Source organism: Okeanomitos corallinicola TIOX110, from assembly GCF_038050375.1.
Taxonomy (GTDB): Bacteria; Cyanobacteriota; Cyanobacteriia; order Cyanobacteriales; family Nostocaceae; genus Okeanomitos; species Okeanomitos corallinicola.
Genome location: NZ_CP150886.1, coordinates 1545561 through 1566704, shown reverse-complemented (window position 1 = coordinate 1566704; position 21144 = coordinate 1545561). Strand labels below are relative to the sequence as shown.

General features: G+C 36.0%; 15 protein-coding genes. 8 read left to right on the top strand and 7 right to left on the bottom strand.

Annotated elements, in window-relative coordinates; all coding sequences use genetic code 11:
• Positions 1 to 26: 26 nt before the first annotated feature.
• On the bottom strand, positions 27 to 434 hold the full coding sequence (locus tag WJM97_RS06770; RefSeq protein WP_353932278.1) for a DCC1-like thiol-disulfide oxidoreductase family protein: 408 nt from the start codon (positions 432 to 434) through the stop codon (positions 27 to 29).
• Between the two features lie 108 nt (positions 435 to 542).
• Positions 543 to 1175, bottom strand: a complete 633-nt coding sequence (gene hisG, locus WJM97_RS06765) for an ATP phosphoribosyltransferase (protein ID WP_353932277.1) — start codon at positions 1173 to 1175, stop codon at positions 543 to 545.
• Positions 1176 to 1231: 56 nt separating this feature from the next.
• Between hisG and rppA the strand changes: the two genes are divergently transcribed.
• The 3 genes from rppA to dusB all read left to right on the top strand — a co-directional run bounded on the left by rppA (position 1232) and on the right by dusB (position 7724).
• Complete coding sequence (gene rppA / locus WJM97_RS06760; protein ID WP_353932276.1) at positions 1232 to 1924, top strand: two-component system response regulator RppA; 693 nt, start codon at positions 1232 to 1234, stop codon at positions 1922 to 1924.
• A gap of 531 nt (positions 1925 to 2455) precedes the next feature.
• Positions 2456 to 6637 carry a response regulator gene (locus WJM97_RS06755; RefSeq protein ID WP_353932275.1) on the top strand — a complete coding sequence of 1394 codons (4182 nt, stop codon included), beginning with the start codon at positions 2456 to 2458 and terminating at the stop codon, positions 6635 to 6637.
• A gap of 31 nt (positions 6638 to 6668) precedes the next feature.
• The gene (gene dusB, locus WJM97_RS06750; protein ID WP_353932274.1) at positions 6669 to 7724 is read left to right on the top strand and encodes a tRNA dihydrouridine synthase DusB; all 1056 of its coding nucleotides are present in this window, start codon (positions 6669 to 6671) and stop codon (positions 7722 to 7724) included.
• Between the two features lie 149 nt (positions 7725 to 7873).
• Here the strand turns inward: dusB and dnaK are convergent, their stop codons facing one another.
• Complete coding sequence (gene dnaK / locus WJM97_RS06745; protein WP_353932273.1) at positions 7874 to 9790, bottom strand: molecular chaperone DnaK; 1917 nt, start codon at positions 9788 to 9790, stop codon at positions 7874 to 7876.
• Positions 9791 to 10349: 559 nt separating this feature from the next.
• On the opposite strand from dnaK, the gene WJM97_RS06740 reads away from it, so the two are divergent.
• Both WJM97_RS06740 and WJM97_RS06735 read left to right on the top strand, forming a co-directional pair.
• Entirely contained in the window at positions 10350 to 10994 is a 645-nt protein-coding gene (locus WJM97_RS06740; protein ID WP_353932272.1) for a Uma2 family endonuclease, read from the top strand.
• A gap of 198 nt (positions 10995 to 11192) precedes the next feature.
• A complete protein-coding gene (locus WJM97_RS06735) occupies positions 11193 to 11390 on the top strand; it encodes a hypothetical protein (protein ID WP_353932271.1) in 198 nt (65 codons plus the stop codon).
• 139 nt (positions 11391 to 11529) lie between these two features.
• On the opposite strand, the gene WJM97_RS06730 is transcribed toward WJM97_RS06735, so the two are convergent.
• Positions 11530 to 11748 carry a type II toxin-antitoxin system HicA family toxin gene (locus WJM97_RS06730; protein WP_353932270.1) on the bottom strand — a complete coding sequence of 73 codons (219 nt, stop codon included), beginning with the start codon at positions 11746 to 11748 and terminating at the stop codon, positions 11530 to 11532.
• Position 11749: 1 nt separating this feature from the next.
• A complete protein-coding gene (locus tag WJM97_RS06725; RefSeq protein WP_096570731.1) occupies positions 11750 to 11995 on the bottom strand; it encodes a type II toxin-antitoxin system HicB family antitoxin in 246 nt (81 codons plus the stop codon).
• A gap of 255 nt (positions 11996 to 12250) precedes the next feature.
• On the opposite strand from WJM97_RS06725, the gene WJM97_RS06720 reads away from it, so the two are divergent.
• The 3 genes from WJM97_RS06720 (at position 12251) to WJM97_RS06710 (ending at position 17784) form a co-directional block, all read left to right on the top strand.
• Positions 12251 to 14656 carry a GH116 family glycosyl hydrolase gene (locus WJM97_RS06720; RefSeq protein WP_353932269.1) on the top strand — a complete coding sequence of 802 codons (2406 nt, stop codon included), beginning with the start codon at positions 12251 to 12253 and terminating at the stop codon, positions 14654 to 14656.
• A 1920-nt stretch (positions 14657 to 16576) separates the two neighbouring features.
• Positions 16577 to 17134, top strand: a complete 558-nt coding sequence (locus WJM97_RS06715; RefSeq protein ID WP_353932268.1) for a hypothetical protein — start codon at positions 16577 to 16579, stop codon at positions 17132 to 17134.
• Positions 17135 to 17397: 263 nt separating this feature from the next.
• The gene (locus WJM97_RS06710) at positions 17398 to 17784 is read left to right on the top strand and encodes a HetP family heterocyst commitment protein (protein ID WP_353932267.1); all 387 of its coding nucleotides are present in this window, start codon (positions 17398 to 17400) and stop codon (positions 17782 to 17784) included.
• Between the two features lie 101 nt (positions 17785 to 17885).
• Here WJM97_RS06710 and WJM97_RS06705 read toward each other — a convergent pair whose 3' ends face one another.
• Entirely contained in the window at positions 17886 to 19184 is a 1299-nt protein-coding gene (locus WJM97_RS06705; protein ID WP_353932266.1) for an ABC transporter ATP-binding protein, read from the bottom strand.
• A gap of 96 nt (positions 19185 to 19280) precedes the next feature.
• On the bottom strand, positions 19281 to 20645 hold the full coding sequence (locus tag WJM97_RS06700; protein ID WP_353932265.1) for a response regulator: 1365 nt from the start codon (positions 20643 to 20645) through the stop codon (positions 19281 to 19283).
• Between the last annotated feature and the right edge of the window lie 499 nt (positions 20646 to 21144).

Here is a 21144-nt window from a genome sequence, read left to right as displayed (position 1 = left end):
AGGCAATTGCCGCGTCAAAATCTCGACTAAGATTGAGTTTTTGTATTGCAACTACCATCAACACAATAAACAGACTGATAAATTTCCCGTTTACCAAACAGTGTATAACGATGATCGCGGATTTGTTCATAAAATCTATCCCCTAACCACTTCACACCAGGCAAACCACGATAGATATCAACAAAACCCGTAGTTGGTAATAAACGTCCTACTTCCTCAATAGCATCACTACCTTGCCAACGTTGTCTAAAATTCTCATCGCCCAAAATCATACCCTGTTCACAATCTTGGGCAGTAATTCCCCACTTAGACAAAGTTTGCTCATCTTGCATGGGAACATAACTAAATATTTTTCCCTGATCTAAATTTTCTAATAAACGGACTGCATTTACACAAAGATTACATTGACCATCATAAATTATGTAATATCTCATTTTTATCTAATTTAAGAAAGCTAAATTAATTATCAAGGAAATTTTAATAATGACAAGGGTTAAAACTAGAAAAAATTGCCTTTTGTCCCTTGTCTTTTGCCATAACTGCTAAACTTCTGACCTAAGTTTCTCTACCAAACCTTGCAAATTACCCATATTCAAACGATAACTCAAAGGATGGACAATCAACCGCGCCGTACTTTCATACAAAGTGGCAATTTCCACCAAACCATTTTCCCGTAGAGTTTTACCCGTAGAAACTATATCCACAATAGCCTCAGACATCCCCGTAATTGGGCCTAGTTCCACCGAACCATACAAAGGAACTATTTCCACAGGTAAATCTAGACCTTGAAAATATTCTCGCGCACAATTGACATATTTAGAAGCAACTCGGCCATGTGCAGGTAAATCCAACGGTGATTTATAAGCACTAGCAGCCTTCACAGCTACAGACATTCGACAATAGCCAAATTGCAAATCTACTACTTGTGCAACCTGTGGTTTTTTCTCTTTAAGTACATCATAGCCGACCATGCCCAACTGTGCCTGACCATATTCCACATAAACAGGTACATCTTGCGCTCGTACTAATAAACCCTTCGCTTGCCCACGAGCATCAGGAATTTGTAATTGGCGGTTTCCAGAATCTAAAAAGCCGCTAAAATCTAATCCCACCGATTGTAGTAAGCGGATGCTATTTTTAAGTAATTCCCCTTTTGGTAGTGCAACAGTCAGCATTATTTTTTTTGTTATCTTGGTCTTTGCGGTTAATTATATGCTTAGTTATTATCACTATGAGAATTTTATTAGTTGATGACGAAATTGAACTGACGGATCCCCTTGGTCGTGTTTTAACTCGTCAGGGTTACATCGTTGATTTAGCTTATGATGGTAAAAGCGGCAATCAGTTAGCACAAAGCAAAAATTATGACTTGCTAATTTTAGATTGGATGCTACCAGAAAAAACTGGGTTAGAAATTTGTCAGCAAATACGCACCCAAGGCAAAACAACCCCCGTATTGTTTCTGACAGCAAAAGACACTCTAGATGATCGTGTACAGGGTTTAGATGCTGGTGCAGATGATTATTTAGTTAAACCCTTTGAACTGCGAGAGTTACTAGCCAGGGTGCGTGCTTTATTACGTCGTGCAGGTATTGATCATCATAGTAATACTACAGGGCGTTTAGTAGTAGCAGACTTAGAACTAGATGTCGAAAATCAGATAGCCTATCGTCAGGGAAAAATGATTGAGTTATCCCAAAAAGAAAGTAGCTTACTGCAATATTTTATGGAAAACTCTGGACAGTTATTAACACATCATCAAATTATGCAGAATTTGTGGACAAATAGCGAACAGCCAGAAAGTAATGTTATTGCTGCCTTAATTCGCTTATTACGTCGTAAAATCGAAGCTGATAGCCAATCTCAACTTATTCATACAGTTTACGGTAAAGGATATCGTTTCGGATCAACCGTGATTGAGTAATACAAAACTTAACTATCATATTATGTGATATAAATTACAAATTTGGTATATTTTATATAAAGTTAGATACAAAGCCTATCAGCAATTTTTAAAAATTCATTAAAAATTCAGGAGTCGAGAAATTTTAACACTTGCTAGTTTAGCAAGTAGTGATTTTTAGCTTAATCATTAAAAATCTTAATAATAAAAGCAAATAAGCAGTTTATTAATAGTCTTTTCGTAGAGGATTATAAACACGCATAATTTGCTCTTGTAGGATTTCAAGATAAGTTGTAGCAAGTAATCAGGTTAGTTAAGACAGTGACGGATGCTAAAACTCATACAAATAAAAAGGACTTTCAACTCTGTTATCTGCCACAACATAAAAATCATATTATATTAATGATTAATAAATCTAATAAATCTAATAAATCTAATAAATTATATTTTTTTATCTCAACCCAGCACTATCAATAAAATAGTTACAAATAATTACCTTAGATATTAAATCTATGACTTCTGATCAATACCACATCATTGTTTGTTAAATACATGAATATCCAATTTCTTAACAAATTATCTAACTTAGCGGGATTAGCTTTAAAGCAAAAATCTGTGATCCCATTGATAATGTTAATTATTGCTGGCTATCTTGGTAACTATTTTAAAATCACACTATTTTTTGGTGTAGATTTTCTATTTGGTAGTATAGCTGCTTTGATAATTATAGCTATCTATGGATGTTTTTGGGGTACTGTTGCAGCCACTATCATCAGCTTTCATACTTACACACTCTGGACACATCCTTATGCAATTATTATATTTACCTGTGAAGCATTATTTGTAGGCTTACTTTTTAGGAAAAAAAGTCAGAATTTACTTTTACTAGATGGTATTTACTGGATGATATTAGGTACACCATTGGTAATAGTATTTTATGGTGGCATATTAAAAGTAAGTGCTGTCGGGACATTACTGATTTTAGTAAAACAAGCCGTTAATGGTTTTTTTAATGCCTTAGTATGTAGTTTGATCATCAACTATTTACCAGTTAATAAATGGCTGCACATCAACCAACATAAACCAAGAATTTCTTGGCAACAATCCCTATTTAATTTATTGGTTGCCTTTGTGTTTTTTCCGGTATTATTTCTGAATATTAATAACGCCATTCGTTCTGCTAATGCCATTGAAATGGAAGTAGCTAGAGATTTGAATTCCGTATCTCTAGCATTCCAAGACAAAATTAATATCTGGCAAGAAGCCAATATAGCGGTTTTAAAAAATGTTGCCGAAAATGTATCATTAGAAGCTATAAATATCAATAATATCAAGAATGATCAGCTAATAGAAAATACTCAAAGAGTCTTTCCCTTAATTAGTAGACTTTATGTAGTTAATAACAGTGGTAAAGTAGTTTCAGAATATCCGAGAAAAGAAGAAAATCAGTATCTCAACATTTCTCAAAGGTCAGATTTTCAGAAACTCACAAGAGGAGCAAAAACCAGCTATAATATTGTTGATAATCTCAATAACAAAGAGCAGTTATTTTCTACATTAGGTGTACCAATTATTAACAATAATCAATTTATAGGTGCTGTTTTTGGGGAAATCAAATTAGAAGCATTGAGTCAGTTAATTCAAATAAATAATACTAATAATAATAGTAGTAGTAGAAATATCGAAATTAATACTACACTCATAGATGATAAAAATCGGATCATTGCCACTGATAATAATACAGTAGGAAACTCCATTATCTTACAAGAATTTCTCACATATAAAGATAATAAAATTAGAAAAATTGACAATCAAGTAGTTCATTTAATATCTAATAAAACCAATATACCTCAAATTAAAAGATGGGACGCATCTTTATATGCAAAAATAATAGATTTAGATCATATTTTTTATTATCCACTTAAATTAGTAATTGAAACACCAACAAAACCTAATATAGATTATATTCGTAATATTTATATTAAAAATTTATCTCTCCTCGTAATGATAGCAATTATAGCCTTTATTGTTGCTGTTGTTGTTAGTAAAAAACTTGTAGCACCGCTGTTAAATTTAACTCAGGTGACAACTGATATACCAGGAAAGATTTTAGCCAAGCAGGATATTAAAATCAATAATAGTAATATTGCGGAAATAGACTCACTTAGTCATAATTTCAAGTCTATGTTATTGGCATTACAAGAAATGTTTGCAGAAATTAAAACTGCTAATGATTTACTTGAAGAAAGAGTAGAAACCCGGACACAAGAATTATTACTAATTAATAATGAACTAGCATTAGAAGTCAAGCAAAGAAAGAAAGTTGAAGAAACCTTGAGAGAAAGAGAAGAACGTTATGAATTAGCAATTTCTGGTACAAATGATGGTATTTGGGATTGGAACTTAATCACCAATGAAGTTTATTTTTCCCCTGCATGGATGAGAATACTAGGATATGAAAAAGAACCATTACCTGAACATTATTCTACTTGGGCTGATAATGTACATCCAGATGAAAGACAACAAGCACTTAGTGATATTAACAATCACCTAGAAGGAAAAACAGAAGTTTATCAAAATACCCATCGCATGAAACATCATGATGGGTATTATATTTGGATAGCTGCCAAGGGAAAATGTATTTCTGATGAACAAGGGAATCCTTGTCGGTTAGTAGGAACAATTACAGATATTACTGATAAGAAACTAGCAGAAGAACAATTGCAATTAGCCAAAGAACAGGCGGAAATTGCCAATCAAACTAAAAGCGAATTTTTAGCGACTATGAGCCATGAAATTCGCACTCCTATGAATGCAGTTATTGGGATGACAGGATTATTACTAGATACTCCACTCACAGCACAACAGCAAGAATTTGTAGAAATTGTTCGCAATAGTGGAGATTCTATGCTAACTTTAATTAATGATATTCTTGATTTTTCTAAAATTGAATCTGGTAACTTAGAAATAGAAGAGCAAGTATTTAACTTGAGACATTGTATTGAAGAATCCATAGATTTAGTAGCTCCAAAAGCTAGTGAAAAAAGCTTAGAAATAGCTTATTTAATGGATACAAAAATACCAGAATTTATCAGAGGAGATGTCACCAGACTCAGGCAAATTTTAGTTAACTTACTCAGTAATGCAATTAAGTTTACTAATGTTGGTGAAGTTAGTCTTGCTTTGAGCAGTCAAATGACAACATTAGTAGACGTAGAACATATTTCTCAAACTAAATCCCAATTACAGGAAATTAAATTTAGTATCAAAGATACGGGAATAGGTATTCCTGAAAATAAAATGTACAGACTATTTCAACCCTTTAGTCAAGTTGATGCTTCCACAACTCGTCATTATGGTGGTACAGGTTTAGGATTAGTAATTAGTAAGCGACTGACTGAACTAATGGGTGGACACATGTGGGTAGAAAGCAAAGTCGGTCACGGTTCAACTTTTTCATTTACTATTGTTACTACATTTGTTAATAGAAACGAAGATTATCATCAGAATGACTTAATTAATCCACAGGAAATTCTTAGGGAAAAACGATTACTTATAGTTGATGATAACATTATCAATCGCCAAGCATTAATGTTGCAATGTCAGTCTGTGGGCATCAATACCGTATTAGCTGAATCTGGAAAAGAAGCACTTAAATATATTCAGGAACAAAAATTTGATCTGGCTATTCTAGATATGCAAATGCCAGAAATGGATGGTTTGACATTAGCTTCTGAAATTTGCAAACTGCCTCATTGTCAACAATTACCTTTAGTAATGTTAGCGTCAATATGTAACAACCAAAGTCTAGAAAATTTGCATGAATCTAATATAAATGTGGTGGCATTATTAACTAAACCTATTAAAACATCTCATTTAGTAAGTAGTTTGATTAATATTTTTAGTAATCAGGGTGTTTCTAAAACAGATAATACCGCTGATTCCAAACCTTCAAAATTTGATTCCCAAATGGCGGACAAGATACCCTTAAAAATTCTCGTAGCAGAAGATAATGTTGTCAATCAGAAAGTTGCCATTAATATTCTACAACGTCTGGGATACCGTGCTGATATAGCTGCCAATGGTTTAGAAGTATTAACTGCGTTGCGGAGGCAACCCTATGATGTTATATTAATGGACTTACAAATGCCAGAAATGGATGGTTTAACAGCTACCCGTAAAATATGCCAAGAATGGCCATTATCTTCCCGTCCTTGGATTATTGCTATGACAGCTAATGCAATGCAAGGAGATAGAGAAAAATGCCTAGAAGCAGGAATGAATGACTATGCAACAAAGCCAATTCGGATAGAAGAATTAACCAAGGCTTTAAGTAATTGTCAAAAAAATAATAAAATTCATTATGAACTTGTCGAAACCATGTCTAATAATATTCTTGATATAGCAGCTTTGGCAGAACTAAAAGAAATAATTTGTGATAATGATATAGAACAATATAGAGAAATTATTCAATCATATTTAGAAGATACACCAGAACGGTTACAGGTAATTCATAATGCTATTACTCAAGGAAATGCCAAAACTGTACACATAGAAGCTCATGCACTTAAATCTAGTAGTGCCATTGTGGGTGCGAAAACCTTGTCGGAAATTTGCAAACAATTAGAATTTTTGGGACGTGATGAAAATTTAGCAGATGCCACATCATTACTATCCCAAGCTATGACAGAATATAAACAAGTAGATGCAGCCCTACAATTAGAATGTAAGTAATTTACTTGATTGAATTTATTAAAATATTCCTATGATTTCCCTGTCCCCCACACTACAAGCTAGACTTTCCCAACCTTTAAAAATCGGCTCATTGGAAATCAAAAGCCGGGTGTTACAATCACCTTTATCGGGGGTGACAGATTTGGTATTTCGGCGTTTAGTACGTCGTTATGCACCAGAATCAATGATGTATACAGAAATGGTAAATGCGACGGGGTTACATTATGTCAAACAACTACCAAAAATTATGGAGGTAGACCCCAATGAGCGCCCTATTAGTATTCAATTATTTGATTGTCGTCCTGATTTTTTAGCATCAGCAGCAGTAAAAGCAGTGGCAGAAGGTGCAGATACTGTTGATATTAATATGGGTTGTCCAGTTAATAAAATTACTAAAAATGGTGGCGGTTCTTCATTATTAAGACAACCGGAAATAGCAGAAGCAATAGTGCGGGAAGTTGTTAAAGCTGTGGATGTTCCTGTCACAGTCAAAACCCGTATTGGTTGGAGTGATAAAGAAATTACAATTCTTGATTTTGCTAAACGCATGGAAGATGCGGGAGCAAAAATGATTACAGTTCATGGTAGAACCCGCGCTCAAGGTTACAACGGTAACGCTCGGTGGGAATGGATAGCGAAGGTAAAAGAAGTTCTTTCTATCCCTGTAATTGGTAACGGAGATATATTTTCAGTAGAAGCAGCGGTGAGATGTTTAGAAGAAACCGGTGCAGATGGAGTAATGTGTTCTCGCGGAACTTTAGGTTATCCGTTTTTAGTCGGTGAAGTTGACCATTTCTTAAAAACTGGGGAATTATTACCTACACCTACTCCAATGCAAAGAATGGAATGTGCAAGGGAACATCTTTATGCTTTATGGGAATATAAAGGTGATAGAGGTGTACGTCAAGCTCGTAAACACATGACCTGGTATGCAAAAGGTTTCATGGGTGCTGCGGAACTGCGGGGACAATTAAGCGTAGTGGAAACCGTACAACAAGGTTTAGATTTAATTGATAAAGCTATAGAAAAATTATCCTCCGGTTATGAACCAGAGGACGAGGGAGAAAAACAATTTGTAGTAGTCTGAAGCAGGGGGAGCAGGGGGAGCAGGGGGAGCAGGGGGAGCAGGGGAAGAATATTAACTATTGTCTTTTGCCTCTTACCTTATTTCTGTCACCTGTCACCTGTCACCTGTCACCTGTCAACTGTCACCTGTCACCTGTCACCAATCACCTCTTACTTACTTTCAGTTTCAGTGAAATCTGCATCAATTACATCATCACCACCACCGGAAGGAGGTGTAGAACCACCACCAGGAGCTTCAGCACCAGGAGCAGCACCAGCATCACCACCGGCTTGTTGATAGATATTGCTACCTACTGCAAATAAAGCTTGTTGTAATTCAGGTGTGAGTTTTTGGATTTGCTCATCATCTTCCTTAGCAACTGCTTCTTTCAGGTCTTTTACCAAACCTTCAACCTTGGTTTTGTCAGCTTCAGGAACTTTATCACCCAATTCTTCGAGTTGTTTCTCAGCTTGATATGCTAAAGAATCAGCTTGGTTTTTGCGTTCAATTTTTTCCCGCTTTTCTTTATCACTAGAAGCGTTTTTCTCAGCTTCCTGTACCATGCGTTCCACATCATTTTTATCTAAGGTGGAAGCACCAGTAATACTGATTGATTGTTCCTTACCAGTTCCTTTGTCTTTCGCAGTGACGTTGAGAATACCGTTAGCGTCAATATCAAAGGTAACTTCAATTTGAGGTACACCACGAGGTGCGGGAGGAATACCATCTAAACGGAAAGTTCCCAAACTCTTGTTATCGTTACCAAATTCCCGTTCCCCTTGCAGAACATGAATTTCTACATTGGTTTGACCATCAACAGCAGTTGAAAATACTTCTGATTTTTTGGTAGGAATGGTGGTGTTACGAGGAATAATCTTAGTCATCACTCCACCCAAGGTTTCTACACCCAAGGACAGAGGAGTTACGTCTAACAACAAGATACCGGTCACGTCACCAGCAAGTACACCAGCTTGAATAGCAGCACCAACAGCTACCACTTCATCAGGGTTAACGCTTTGGTTAGGGTCTTTACCTAGTACCTTTTTAACTACTTCCTGAACTGCGGGAATACGAGTAGAACCACCAACTAATACGACTTCGTCAATATTGCTCTTGTTTAACTTCGCATCTTTAAGAGCATTTTCTACAGGAATGCGACAACGGTCAATTAAGTCTGAGCAAAGTTCCTCAAACTTAGCACGGGTGAGGGTTGTATCCAGGTGTTTTGGGCCATCCTGGGTAGCAGTGATGAAGGGAAGGTTAATTTCTGCTTGAGTAACGCTAGAAAGTTCGATTTTCGCTTTTTCTGCTGCTTCTGTCAGACGTTGTAAAGCTTGTTTATCTTTGCGGAGGTCAATACCTTCAGTTTGTTTGAATTGTTCTGCTAAAAAGTCAACTATTTTTTTATCAAAGTCATCTCCACCAAGGTGGGTATCACCTGATGTCGCTAATACTTCAAATACACCGTCACCAACTTCTAGTACGGATACGTCGAATGTACCACCACCAAGGTCAAATACGAGGATGGTTTCGTTACTTTTTTTATCAAAACCGTAAGCTAGGGATGCTGCGGTAGGTTCGTTGATAATTCGTAATACTTCAACACCTGCAATTTTACCAGCGTCTTTGGTTGCTTGACGTTGGGAGTCATTGAAGTAAGCAGGAACGGTAATTACTGCTTGGGTAACTGTTTCACCCAGATATTTACTTGCGTCTTCTACTAATTTGCGGAGAACTTTTGCAGATATTTCTTCTGGTGCAAATTGCTTACCAGCACCGGGAGAGTCTAATTTAACGTTTCCACCACTACTGAGAACTTTGTAAGATACTTCAGTGGTTTCCTTGGTAACTTCGTCGTGACGACGACCAATGAAACGTTTTACTGAATAAAAAGTATTTTCTGGGTTCATCACCGCTTGACGTTTAGCGATTTGACCAACTAGGTTATCGCCGTTTTTCGCAAACGCTACTACAGATGGTGTGGTTCTAAAACCTTCAGCGTTAGCAATAACGATGGGTTTACCACCTTCCATTACTGCTACACAGGAGTTAGTTGTACCTAAATCAATTCCTACTACTTTTGCCATTTTCGCTGCTGCTTCCGTATAACTACAAATGAATGGGATTATAAAGGGCTAAATGTTTAAACCAACTAATTTAGATTAAACAGTCAGTCCAGCATGGTTTTGCTGGTTTGGGAGTGAACCTGCAAGCTATGCTGATATATATACTGAACTTGTGTAGTCAGTCCATGAAGGGTGGTTTCCCGAACCTGGGATGGGACGGTTTATTTTAAACTTTGTTTTTAGTTGGTTCATGGATTGAACTATTGTCACTCTGACTAATGTATGAGAATTAATACTTTCAGGAATTGGGGTGAACCGTAATCTCTAAGTCGTATTTGCCGTCAAAGTGGGAAAATATGGATGAGGCTGGGTGATTGGTGGTTGGTAATTTTTAACTTTGAAAGTTACAGCAGAATTCAGGAGTCAGGAGTCAGAAGTAAAACTGGCTTTGTGTATAGGTTTCAATTTTAATTCTGTACCTCATTGATCTGCAATCTGCTGTATATGCAAGTATATAGAATTATGCAAATTATTTTGTATGAATGATATAATCAATCAATAAAACATGAGGTTAATTTATATGCTAACTATCACACCTAACCACACTAATAGTATTGTACTTAATCATATTTCTTGGCATACTTTTGAACAGATTTTATTAGAAACTGGTGATTCTCGTAATAACAGGTTTACTTATAATCAGGGAATTTTAGAAATTATGACTCCATTAATGCCTCATGAACATAATAACCGTTTGTTACAAAATCTCATTATTGTTTTAGTTGAAGCGTTAAATCTCAATGTTAAAAGCACTGGTTCTTTAACTTGTAAACGGGAAGATTTAGCTAGAGGTGTAGAACCTGATTCTAGTTTCTATATTCAAAATGAACCAATTATGAGAAATAAAACCAGTTTAGATTTAACTCAAGACCCCCCACCTGATTTGGTGATAGAAGTTGATTATGCTAGTTCTTCTATTGATAAGTTACCGATTTATTTAGCTTTGGGTGTTCCCGAAGTGTGGCGTTATGATCAACCTGTAATGCAAATTTATAGTTTAGTTGATGGTAAATATATTCCTTGTAATGGTTCACCTACTTTTGCTAATTTACCTTTAAATACAGAAGTTCCTCGGTTTTTAGCTGCTAGTTTAGAAGTGGGTGAAATGGCGATGATTAAGAGTTTTCGTAGTTGGTTAAAAACACAAATATCAGAGAATGTCTGAATCAGGATGTCCAGGGTTTAAGGATTTACAGGATGGTTATTTATAAATTGTCTGTGAATATTTAGATTTTCCCCTCGTTGCCATATAGAGGCTCTGCCTCATGATATTAATATGATATTAAAATAACATCAACACACTACCCAAATCACCCCTGACTGTGCCAAAATGAACATAACTATTTTTAGGCATCTGTAACCGATGGTTTGGCAAAAAGGTGATAAATTACAGGGTGGGAAATACATTATACAGGAAGTCCTGGGACAAGGGGGTTTTGGGATTACTTATAAAGTAGGGAAGCAGTTTTTCATTGTTGCAGGTACATCATTATTAGGAGTATTTTTAGGTTGGTTAGGTTATCAATTCTTCCCCCAATTACATCCTGATATTTGGTTATAGTTACACCTGTATTTAGATTCCCGCATTCTTTGATAAATTAACATTATTCACATTACCTGGGAATAAATTCCCAGTCTAAAAGCCCAAGTCAGTTAAAACTGACTACAATTATTTTTTAGTTCTAATTAACGATATTATTCTATCCTTCTAACCATTCTTCTCTAGAAACTCCAGCTTGTCGTAACAACCGAGATAACAAACCAACACTAATATCACCCTCATGAGGGTTAGGAATAATAACAGTTAAATCACCCCGTCGCATTTGTGGATGTTTACCACCAGCATAAGGTCCTTCAAAACCCAACTCACGCAAACGCTGTACTAACTCATTCCCAGAAACAGGTGTTAATCTAGGCATTTTATACAGATTGTGTAATTTGATTTAAATTAATATCCTCAATCACAGGAATATCTAAACCCAAACGTAAACGCAAAGCCAACCAATCACTTAACGCCTCTCTTAACTCACGCCGACAACCTTCTAAAGTTTTATAATTTGCCCATACACCCTGTAAACCTGGAATTTCACCCCAATAAGTACCATCATCTTCAATAATTTCATAAACCGCCAATTCCATTGCTTTATCAATATAACTTGCCAGCATTATTTACCATTTCCTTTAAATAACAAATATACCTAATTGTATCATAGCCAATAAATAATATTACCATCCATAACCCAACCTAAAAATTATAAATTAACCTTTGCGCCTTAGCGACTTTGCGCGAAACAAAAAACCTGCAACTAAAACCTTAAACCCCTTAGCGACTCTGCGTGAGAAAAAACCAAATCAAACTACTTGAGAAAAACCACATAAACAGCTACCCTAAATTAGCATCAAATCCTCATCCCCAAACCCATGAAACCCCAACCCCAAATACCCCCCTATACCTGGAAACGTCCCATCGGTTTAGGTTGGGAAAAACCCTACACCGTCCGCTATCCCAGCAACCTCGATGATGGTCCATTTCACGGAATGCCATTAGGTGGTTTTGGTGCAGGTTGTATCGGCCGTTCCTCTCGCGGAGACTTCAATTTATGGCACATTGACGGTGGAGAACATATTTTTAAAAACGTTCCCGCTTGTCAATTTAGCATTTTTACATCAGACAAAACCTACGCATTATCTACCCAACCTCCTGAAGATAACACATTACAAACTTGGGCATTTTATCCTACTAATTCCAATGTATCAGAAGAGGCGGGCAAGATGCCCACTCCACAAGAAACAGGAACATATCATGCACTTTATCCCCGCAGTTGGTTTGTATATGAAAATGTTTTTAAACCCCAATTAACCTGTGAACAATTTTCTCCGATTTGGGCTAAGAATTACCAAGAAAGCAGTTACCCAGTAGCCGTTTTTCTCTGGACTGCACATAACCCAACTAACCAACCAATTACTATTAGCATTATGCTAACTTGGGAAAATATGACAGGTTGGTTTACCAATGCTGCAAAATCTCCCGAAGTCAAAATTAGAGATGATGGCAGTCCTGTTTATGAATATCAACCAAAATGGGGAGAAAGTAAAAATAACTATAATTGGTTAGCTGAAGATGATAATTATTTAGGTTGTGTTTTAGGTAGAGTTACTAATAACGAAACTCCCCAAGAAGGTGATGGAACTTGGTGTATTGCAACCACAAAAAATCCCCAAGTTGAATTATTTTATCATTCCCGTTTTAATACTATTGGAAATGGTGAGGAAATTTGGCAGACTTTTAGTAAAGATGGTTCTTTAACTAATTATTTAGATGAAACTCCCGCAGATGAAAATTCTCGTTTAGGTGCTGCGGTTGCGGTACGTTTCACTTTGCAACCAGGGGAAACTTTAGAAATTCCTTTTGTGTTAAGTTGGGATTTTCCGGTCACAGAATTTGCAGAGGGTGTAAACTACTATCGCAGATATACAGACTTTTTTGGTTGTAGTGGTGATAATGCTTGGCAAATTGCGACTAATGCACTGAAAGAATATCATAATTGGCGATCGCAAATTCAAAACTGGCAACAACCAATTTTAGACAGACAAGACTTACCCGACTGGTTGAAAATGTCCTTATTTAACGAACTCTACGACTTAACCAGCGGGGGAACTCTCTGGAGTGCAGCCACCGAAAAAGACCCCATCGGTCAATTTGCAGTGTTAGAATGTCTAGACTACCGTTGGTATGAAAGTTTAGATGTGCGATTATACGGTTCTTTCGGGTTATTAATGTTATACCCAGAACTAGAAAAAGCCGTAATACGTGCATTCGCTAGGGCAATTCCCCAAAGTGATGATAGAACTAGAATTATCGGTTATTATCTCACCATCAATGCCGAAAGTCCCCAAGCTATCCGTAAGGTAGCAGGTGCTACACCCCATGACTTAGGCGCACCCAATGAACACGTTTGGGAAAAAACCAACTATACTGCTTATCAAGATTGCAATTTGTGGAAAGATTTAGGTTGTGATTTTGTATTGCAGGTATACCGCGACTACCTTTTTACTGGTGCAAATGATATTGAATTTCTCGCAAATTGTTGGGACGCAATCGTGCAAACTTTGGATTATGTGAAAGAATTTGATTTAGATGGAGATGGAATACCAGAAAATTCTGGTGCTCCTGATCAAACTTTTGACGATTGGCGGTTAAATGGTGTTAGTGCTTACTGTGGTGGTTTGTGGTTAGCAGCTTTGGAAAGTGCGATCGCAATTTGTGATATTATCAAAGACTACAAAAACACAACCCCGCAAAAATCAATCTATCAAACTTGGTTAAGTCAAGCCAAACCAATCTATCAAGAAAAGCTTTGGAATGGGAAATATTACCGCTTAGATAGTGAAAGTGGTTCTGATGTCGTCATGGCTGACCAACTATGTGGGCAGTTTTACGCTCGCTTACTCAGTTTACCAGATATTGTACCGAGCAATCGCGCCCTTTCTGCTCTCACAACTATATATAATGCTTGTTTTTTGAAATTCCAGGATGGGAAATTTGGTGCTGCGAATGGTGTGCTTCCCGACGGTTCACCGGAAAACCCTAACGCTACTCATCCTCTGGAAGTTTGGACGGGTATTAATTTTGGGTTAGCTGCATTTTTGTTACAGATGGGAATGAAGGATGAAGGTATGCGTTTAACTGAAGCAGTAGTTAGGCAAATTTATGACAACGGTTTACAGTTCCGCACCCCTGAAGCTATCACTGCTACTGGAACTTTCCGCGCTAGTACCTATCTGCGTGCAATGGCTATCTGGGCAGTTTACCTATGTGTTGAATAACATATAAAGGAAAATTACCAGTGGGGAGTCTGTCAGGAATTTCCCCACCTTTTCCCTGGCTGTATTTAATTTTACCAACTGATAGCACATCACAGCTTCAAGAACTTTATTGAAAAATACTTATTTTCTTAATATTTTATGTATAAATATCTTTTATAGTTAACAAATGCATCCATATAAATGTGACTTTATTTTCCGGTTATGTCCGGAATCCTCAGAAAAAATAAGTAATAGTAATAGTTGAAAGTTTCAAACTTCTATACCCATGTCTAAAAATATTCCCTGATTAACCGTTTTAACCAACGAATAATCTATAATCGTAAAATTTTTATCCAAACATGGTTATATGACCAGTGTTTAATAAAACATTAATACCGAAACACCTTATTTTAAATACCTTTTGTCAACTACTCAAGGAGCATAACAAATGAAAATTACGTACATCAGCCCAAAAAATCAAGTTTCTTACCATAGTTTCCTTGATGCTGTTTTCACAAAATTCACTCTCAGGCTTATTACTACAGATTTTTGTAATTGATTTAGTTTCTTAAAACTCAAGCAGCAGAAATGCACTGAATAAAAAAATAAACAACTTAGGTCTATGAAGGGGAAGCAGCAGTAGTTGTGATTGATAGTGTCAGGTTCAAAAGCAGTCGTTTCACTCTTCGATAAATCAGGTTAAATGAGTTTGATTGCTAGGGAACTACATTTTAACGCCTTTGCCGATAAATGGCAAGTAAAAAGTCCAAGAAAAATTTTGATCAATTACTGGTAAAACCTTAAACCCAGTTTACCCATAGACTTACTGATATAATTACTGAATCCTACAAGTATTAATTTTTTTGAACTATCTGCCCAGAGCATATTGATTATGGCAGCTTTAAATTCGTATTTAAGAAGTTGGAGATGATAATTAAATAAATTAGTATCTTCTACAATGGCTTCATAAAAACCACAAAATACCTTTAGGTAATTTTCAAAATAATCTATCAACTTCGATGAAAATCTGAAACACCTGATTATGGTGTTTTTTGGTATCTTAATGTGTGTAAATGATGTGAATAAGACTCTAGAGATAACATAGCATGAAAGAGTATTCACAACCAACTAATAAAACACTCAAATATCCAAAAAAATGCTGTAAAATTATTGCTATGTATTTCCAGTGTCCATGAATATGGTACATTTATAATGATAGGTTAATCAGATATACCAAAATAACATATAACAATATATAATCACTGAACTTTTTTAGAAAAATTGCTTAAAAACAAATATTTATGTTTGATAAAAAGCAATAAAATTTTTACTGCAAAGGAGTTTCAGGGATTAGTTAATAATAGTAAATGCCAATAAAATAAAGATAATATATTTTTTATTCCTTCAAAATAGGGGGTAAGACCCCTCATTCAATTAACAAAAATGGGACAAAAATAAAAGTTGCACAATGCTCAAATGAACATTCTGAGATATTCAGTAAATTTAACTTATAAGACTACCAAAGTGGCAGATGACATTGGCGAAAAAAAATAGTATAAATACGAATGTAGCTTTTGAGATGCCAATGATGAATCATCTTCTTTGTTGAATTGCCAATTATCAAACTTTACGGAAAAGCCCTATTAAATTTAGGCGGAAAGTTATACAATAGTAACCAGGGAAGATCAATAGAGTTAGAGCTTGTGAAATTTTTAGAGGACACAATTGCATCTACTCAACTCGCTAGATTATAGAAAGAAGGTAAGGCATTACCATCCATTCACTAATCAGCAAAAGTCACAGCACAGAAGTAACTAATAGCAGTTGTCTTTACCAGCAGCCAAAGCTACCAAGTTACAAAAAAGCACAACAGGGTCTACATAGCAAAGCAGCACACAGACTTGATTAAAAACAGTCAGGTTTTAAATCACAGGTCAGGTCATGAAACAAATCATCAGGTTAAATGCAGTCGAAACATCAAGCCAACGGAGTGATTTAGGGGTACAAATCTCTGAGTTACATCTTCGTCAGGTATCCATTGGGAAAAGTGATGTACTTGCACCAAGGGAAGATTTATTAGTCCTACCATTAAGTAGTGACATAGCAATTAAGAATAAAACCAACAGGTTGACATCCTTTGAGCATCAATTACTTTCAGCCTTTGCGTCTCTAGTTTGGGGAGATAAGTTAAATTTTTGGGACAAAGTTGTGTGTTGGGTGCATACAGGAAAGATTGCACAAGTCAGTGACACCCAGAGAAAGGAAATCACAACTTGGATGACTAAGACTCTAGAGAAAATAAAAGCTAAAGCAAGAAAAAACCTGAGAGTTTTGGTTTTGAGAGTTTATTTGAAACTGCTCCTCAACCTATATCAAAAGATCCAAGTAGCAGTAAATATGGCTAAAGCTAAAACTTGGCCGGATGATATCTGGACACAGGAAAGACAACAGAGTCATTTTCGGCATAGCTTTTTTGCTACTTGTCATGGAAACTGCTGAAAAGCTAATTAATTTTTGGATGTGTCTGTTGGAAAATTGATCTATTTTTTCAACATTTGCCATTAATCCATTACGAATATATTTCTGTAATTAATTTCACAACTGCATAAATATTAGTAATCTACCAAACCAGAATCACTCAAGTAAATCACCCAAGAGATTTGGTTTTGATACCTGGTATTGCAGTTTGTCAATAGCGATTCAAACGCAAAACTCGATACTAATCGAGTAGTTACCTCATTAAAATAAAACTAACACTCACCATGAATCAAGATATTGCTGGACATAGCGGCTACCCCGATAAAAAAATCAATCCTGAACAATTTGATCAAGTAATAGAAGCAATTCTCGCAGGTAAATATTCCTGGGCTTGTGTGTTAATGCTACGGTTTGTTGGCTATAATCCTTTGCATTACATTCCTTACCGTACTTATAACAGACTACTAAAAGAAAACTCCCGTAATGGTAGAGCTAATACTCAAAAAAATGACAATCTCAAAATTGCTAAATCAGCAACAGAAAAAAGAGCAGATAGTCATTTAGCACCCAGCAGCTTGAGTAAGAAAATTAAAGATATAGCTTATTTAGAAGTTGGTGGTAAGCAAAATAAAGAAGTCCACAATAGCCATAGGGAGAAGAAGTTGGCATAGCCGACAACAATGTTAGTTCATCATCTCACCCGGAGACAGGAGGCAGAATGTAGGAGTGCAGGAGTATATTATTCTTCCCACCTCCCCATCTCTCCATCTCCCTATTCCCCAGCTTTGGGAAATATGGCTAAATTAGTTTCTGGATCAAAAAAGTGTAGTTTTTCAGGGATAAATGATAGCCAAAGTTGTTCACCTATCCCAATCAATCTATCTGGGGGAACTCTTAGTTGTAAAGATTGACCATCGGTATTGGTTAGATCAGGGTCAGATATGCTTACAGATAGAAAACAATCATTTCCTAAATTTTCTACTAAATCTACTTTAACTGGTAAATTTTTGGTAGCGGGGACACTCAGATTTAAGTGTTCTGGACGAATACCTAAAATTACAGTTTGACCATCATATTTTTGTAATGCTTTTCCCCAAATATCTGGGAGAGTAAAGCGAAAATTGGTATGGGTAATTAATAAAGGTGCATGAAATTCTACCGGGATAAAATTCATGGGTGGAGAACCGATAAACTCAGCTACAAATCGGTTGGCAGGATAATTATATAATTCTAAAGGTGGGGCAACTTGCTGGATTTGTCCCCCAGACATAATCGCGATGCGATCGCCCATTGTCATTGCTTCAGTTTGATCATGGGTGACATAAATTGTTGTTGTTCCCAATTGACGCTGGAGTTTAACAATTTGGGTACGGGTTTCTGCTCGCAATTTAGCATCTAAATTAGATAATGGTTCATCCATTAAAAATACTTGCGGATTTCTGGCGATCGCCCGTCCTAATGCTACCCTTTGCCTTTGTCCTCCTGATAACTGTTTGGGTAAACGATTTAACAAAGTTTCAATTTGTAACAATTGGGCGACATTCCATACTTGTTGTTCTATAATCCGTTCTTGTGGAGACAAATAACGCAGTCCTTTAGGTAATTTTTTAGTAATTCCCACCAGGAAATTTTCTCCCCAGCGACGAACTGGATGTGTAGAACCTTTATCTTGATTGCCTAAACGACGACGTAACCCAAAAGCGATATTGTCATAAACCGTCATGTGTGGGTAAAGAGCATAATTTTGAAACACCATAGCGATGTCTCTAGCTTTGGGTGGTAAATCATTAATTAAGCGATACCCTTGGTCAGCTTCGCTATCGCCTACCCAAATATTACCCCCAGTCATTTCCTCTAACCCCGCAATTAAGCGCAGTAAGGTACTTTTACCGCAGCCAGAGGGACCCACCAAGACCATAAATTCACCATCAGCAATAGTTAAATTAATCCGTCTGAGGACATTAATACTATCTGCACCTTCCTGTTCTGATGATGACTTTTGTGTAGTCATACTTTCCCCCTTCCGGGGAGGGAAACTCTTATAAATGTTTTCTAATACAACTTGTGCCACAGGTAGATTACTTTAATAGTCAGTTGTCAGGGAACAGGGAATCGGGAATCGGGAATCGGGAATTTAAAAAAGTTTTTCCCCAGTCCCAGATTAACTTTACGCTAGGTGCATAAAAATCATTTTTAACAATTCTGCACGAGTAAAAGGTTTAGTTAAATAACCAGAAGCTCCTACCATTCTTGCTTTTACCTTATCAACAATGCCCTTACTACCAGTCACAAAAATCACAGGAACTTCCTTAAACATAGAATTATTGCGGATGATTCGACATAACTCATAACCATCAATTCCTGCCATATTCAGATCCAACAAAATCAAATCAGGTTTATGCCTAATGATAGACATGACCGCTTTCACTGGATCATTGATAGTGACTACAGCAACATTTTCATCCTGTAAACAACGACTAATTTCTTTAAGAACAGTAGGACTATCATCTACAGAAATGATTTTGTAAGGCTTTTTGGCAGTTATAGTAGCAGTATTGACGGTTTCCACCTCAGATTGTATGCTATTTGATATTGTTAATTGTGGATTATCTGCTTTAGTTAGAGACTGAGCTTGAACCAGAGGATCTGCTTTCAGACTAGTCTTAGGTACTAAACCTCGCTCCAGAGATTTTCCATTAGTTTTAATAATACTGTCTTGAAAAATTAATGGCATATCATCACAGATGGGAGGTAACTGATCAAATGGAGGATCTGGTTGATGCAAAATAATCGAACCCTGAAGGATATGTGGGTATAAAGTTCTTGATAATTCCACCTCATCCACATTCATAATTACTGCTAAATGACGCAGACTAAAACCCTTCATCCAGGTAGTGAGATTTTTTTGTAGTTCTGGTAATTGCTTGTCATAGAATTTACCATTAATTAATAAGTGTGGACGCTGATAGGGAGAAGATATTTGGGGAGCAAAAGACAGCCAATTTTGTAACCGTTTTTGGCAGCGTTCCATGATATTTTCGGCATCTAGCTTACAAATTCGTGGTAAACTATCAACAGGAGCAGTTAACTCATAAGTGCCTTCCCGAATTAACAAAAAAGATTCGATTACCTCTTTAACTAACTCTTGAATCAGTAATGCTGCTTGGTGGGAAAGCAGATATTTTTCAGTCAGTAGCCAATGAATAGCTTGATATTCTGGTGGTTGGACACCATGATCATCATGAGATTCATTGAAACGAGTTTGCCAATCTGGTTCAAACCTCATGCGTAATTGTACACGCACTTCATTGGTAATCAAAGGCAGTTGTTGACTGAGACGGCGTATATGTCTTTCCAGTCTGTCAAAGGGTTCTACCGAATGAGTAGCATAGATAATTTTGCCTTGTTCCAAATATATTGACCATAAAACCGAGCTTTTTAATACTTGTAAACAAGTAGTATCAGAGGAATTCGTTAACTGTCTTAATAAACGTTCAGGAGATAGTTTGTTAAAAGTACCAGTATTATTCATAATTTTACAGTTTTTCTGAAAAATTGACTTAGAATTGGAAAAGAATAAATTTGGTAATTAGATTAAATATGTATTTATTTTCATATTTATTCATGAACCAATTGATTATGGACAAGTTAATACATATCTATTTTTAGATAGAGTTAATAATCCAGTTTTATTTAGAAAATAATAGTAGGATGTAAAATTGCCGAGAGTTTTTAATGTAATAAAAATTATCTGTTTCCATTGTTACACTGTATCTATTGTTTAAAAAATTGGATTTAAGTGGCATTTATTAAGTAATCAAAGATTAAAAATTTTCCACATAAAATCTTTAAACTTTTATTGATTGTAAATGTATATATTGAATATTGTATTGTCAATTATTCATAGATAAATTAAGGATGGTTTTTGACTAAAAATAAAGAAATATTACCTCTTTGTGTGATTTGCTTGAAATCAACTTTATGGTAATTCAAATTTCCTGAAATAGAGCATTTAAAGAGAATAGCTTGAT

Excerpts from the sequence above, each read along its gene's own strand:
- WJM97_RS06770 (WP_353932278.1), bottom strand. The coding sequence starts at position 434 with ATGAGATATTACATAATTTATGATGGTCAATGTAATCTTTGTGTAAAT.
- hisG (WP_353932277.1), bottom strand. The coding sequence starts at position 1,175 with ATGCTGACTGTTGCACTACCAAAAGGGGAATTACTTAAAAATAGCATC.
- rppA (WP_353932276.1), top strand. The coding sequence starts at position 1,232 with ATGAGAATTTTATTAGTTGATGACGAAATTGAACTGACGGATCCCCTT.
- WJM97_RS06755 (WP_353932275.1), top strand. The coding sequence starts at position 2,456 with ATGAATATCCAATTTCTTAACAAATTATCTAACTTAGCGGGATTAGCT.
- dusB (WP_353932274.1), top strand. The coding sequence starts at position 6,669 with ATGATTTCCCTGTCCCCCACACTACAAGCTAGACTTTCCCAACCTTTA.
- dnaK (WP_353932273.1), bottom strand. The coding sequence starts at position 9,790 with ATGGCAAAAGTAGTAGGAATTGATTTAGGTACAACTAACTCCTGTGTA.
- WJM97_RS06740 (WP_353932272.1), top strand. The coding sequence starts at position 10,350 with ATGCTAACTATCACACCTAACCACACTAATAGTATTGTACTTAATCAT.
- WJM97_RS06735 (WP_353932271.1), top strand. The coding sequence starts at position 11,193 with ATGGTTTGGCAAAAAGGTGATAAATTACAGGGTGGGAAATACATTATA.
- WJM97_RS06730 (WP_353932270.1), bottom strand. The coding sequence starts at position 11,748 with ATGCCTAGATTAACACCTGTTTCTGGGAATGAGTTAGTACAGCGTTTG.
- WJM97_RS06725 (WP_096570731.1), bottom strand. The coding sequence starts at position 11,995 with ATGCTGGCAAGTTATATTGATAAAGCAATGGAATTGGCGGTTTATGAA.
- WJM97_RS06720 (WP_353932269.1), top strand. The coding sequence starts at position 12,251 with ATGAAACCCCAACCCCAAATACCCCCCTATACCTGGAAACGTCCCATC.
- WJM97_RS06715 (WP_353932268.1), top strand. The coding sequence starts at position 16,577 with ATGAAACAAATCATCAGGTTAAATGCAGTCGAAACATCAAGCCAACGG.
- WJM97_RS06710 (WP_353932267.1), top strand. The coding sequence starts at position 17,398 with ATGAATCAAGATATTGCTGGACATAGCGGCTACCCCGATAAAAAAATC.
- WJM97_RS06700 (WP_353932265.1), bottom strand. The coding sequence starts at position 20,645 with ATGAATAATACTGGTACTTTTAACAAACTATCTCCTGAACGTTTATTA.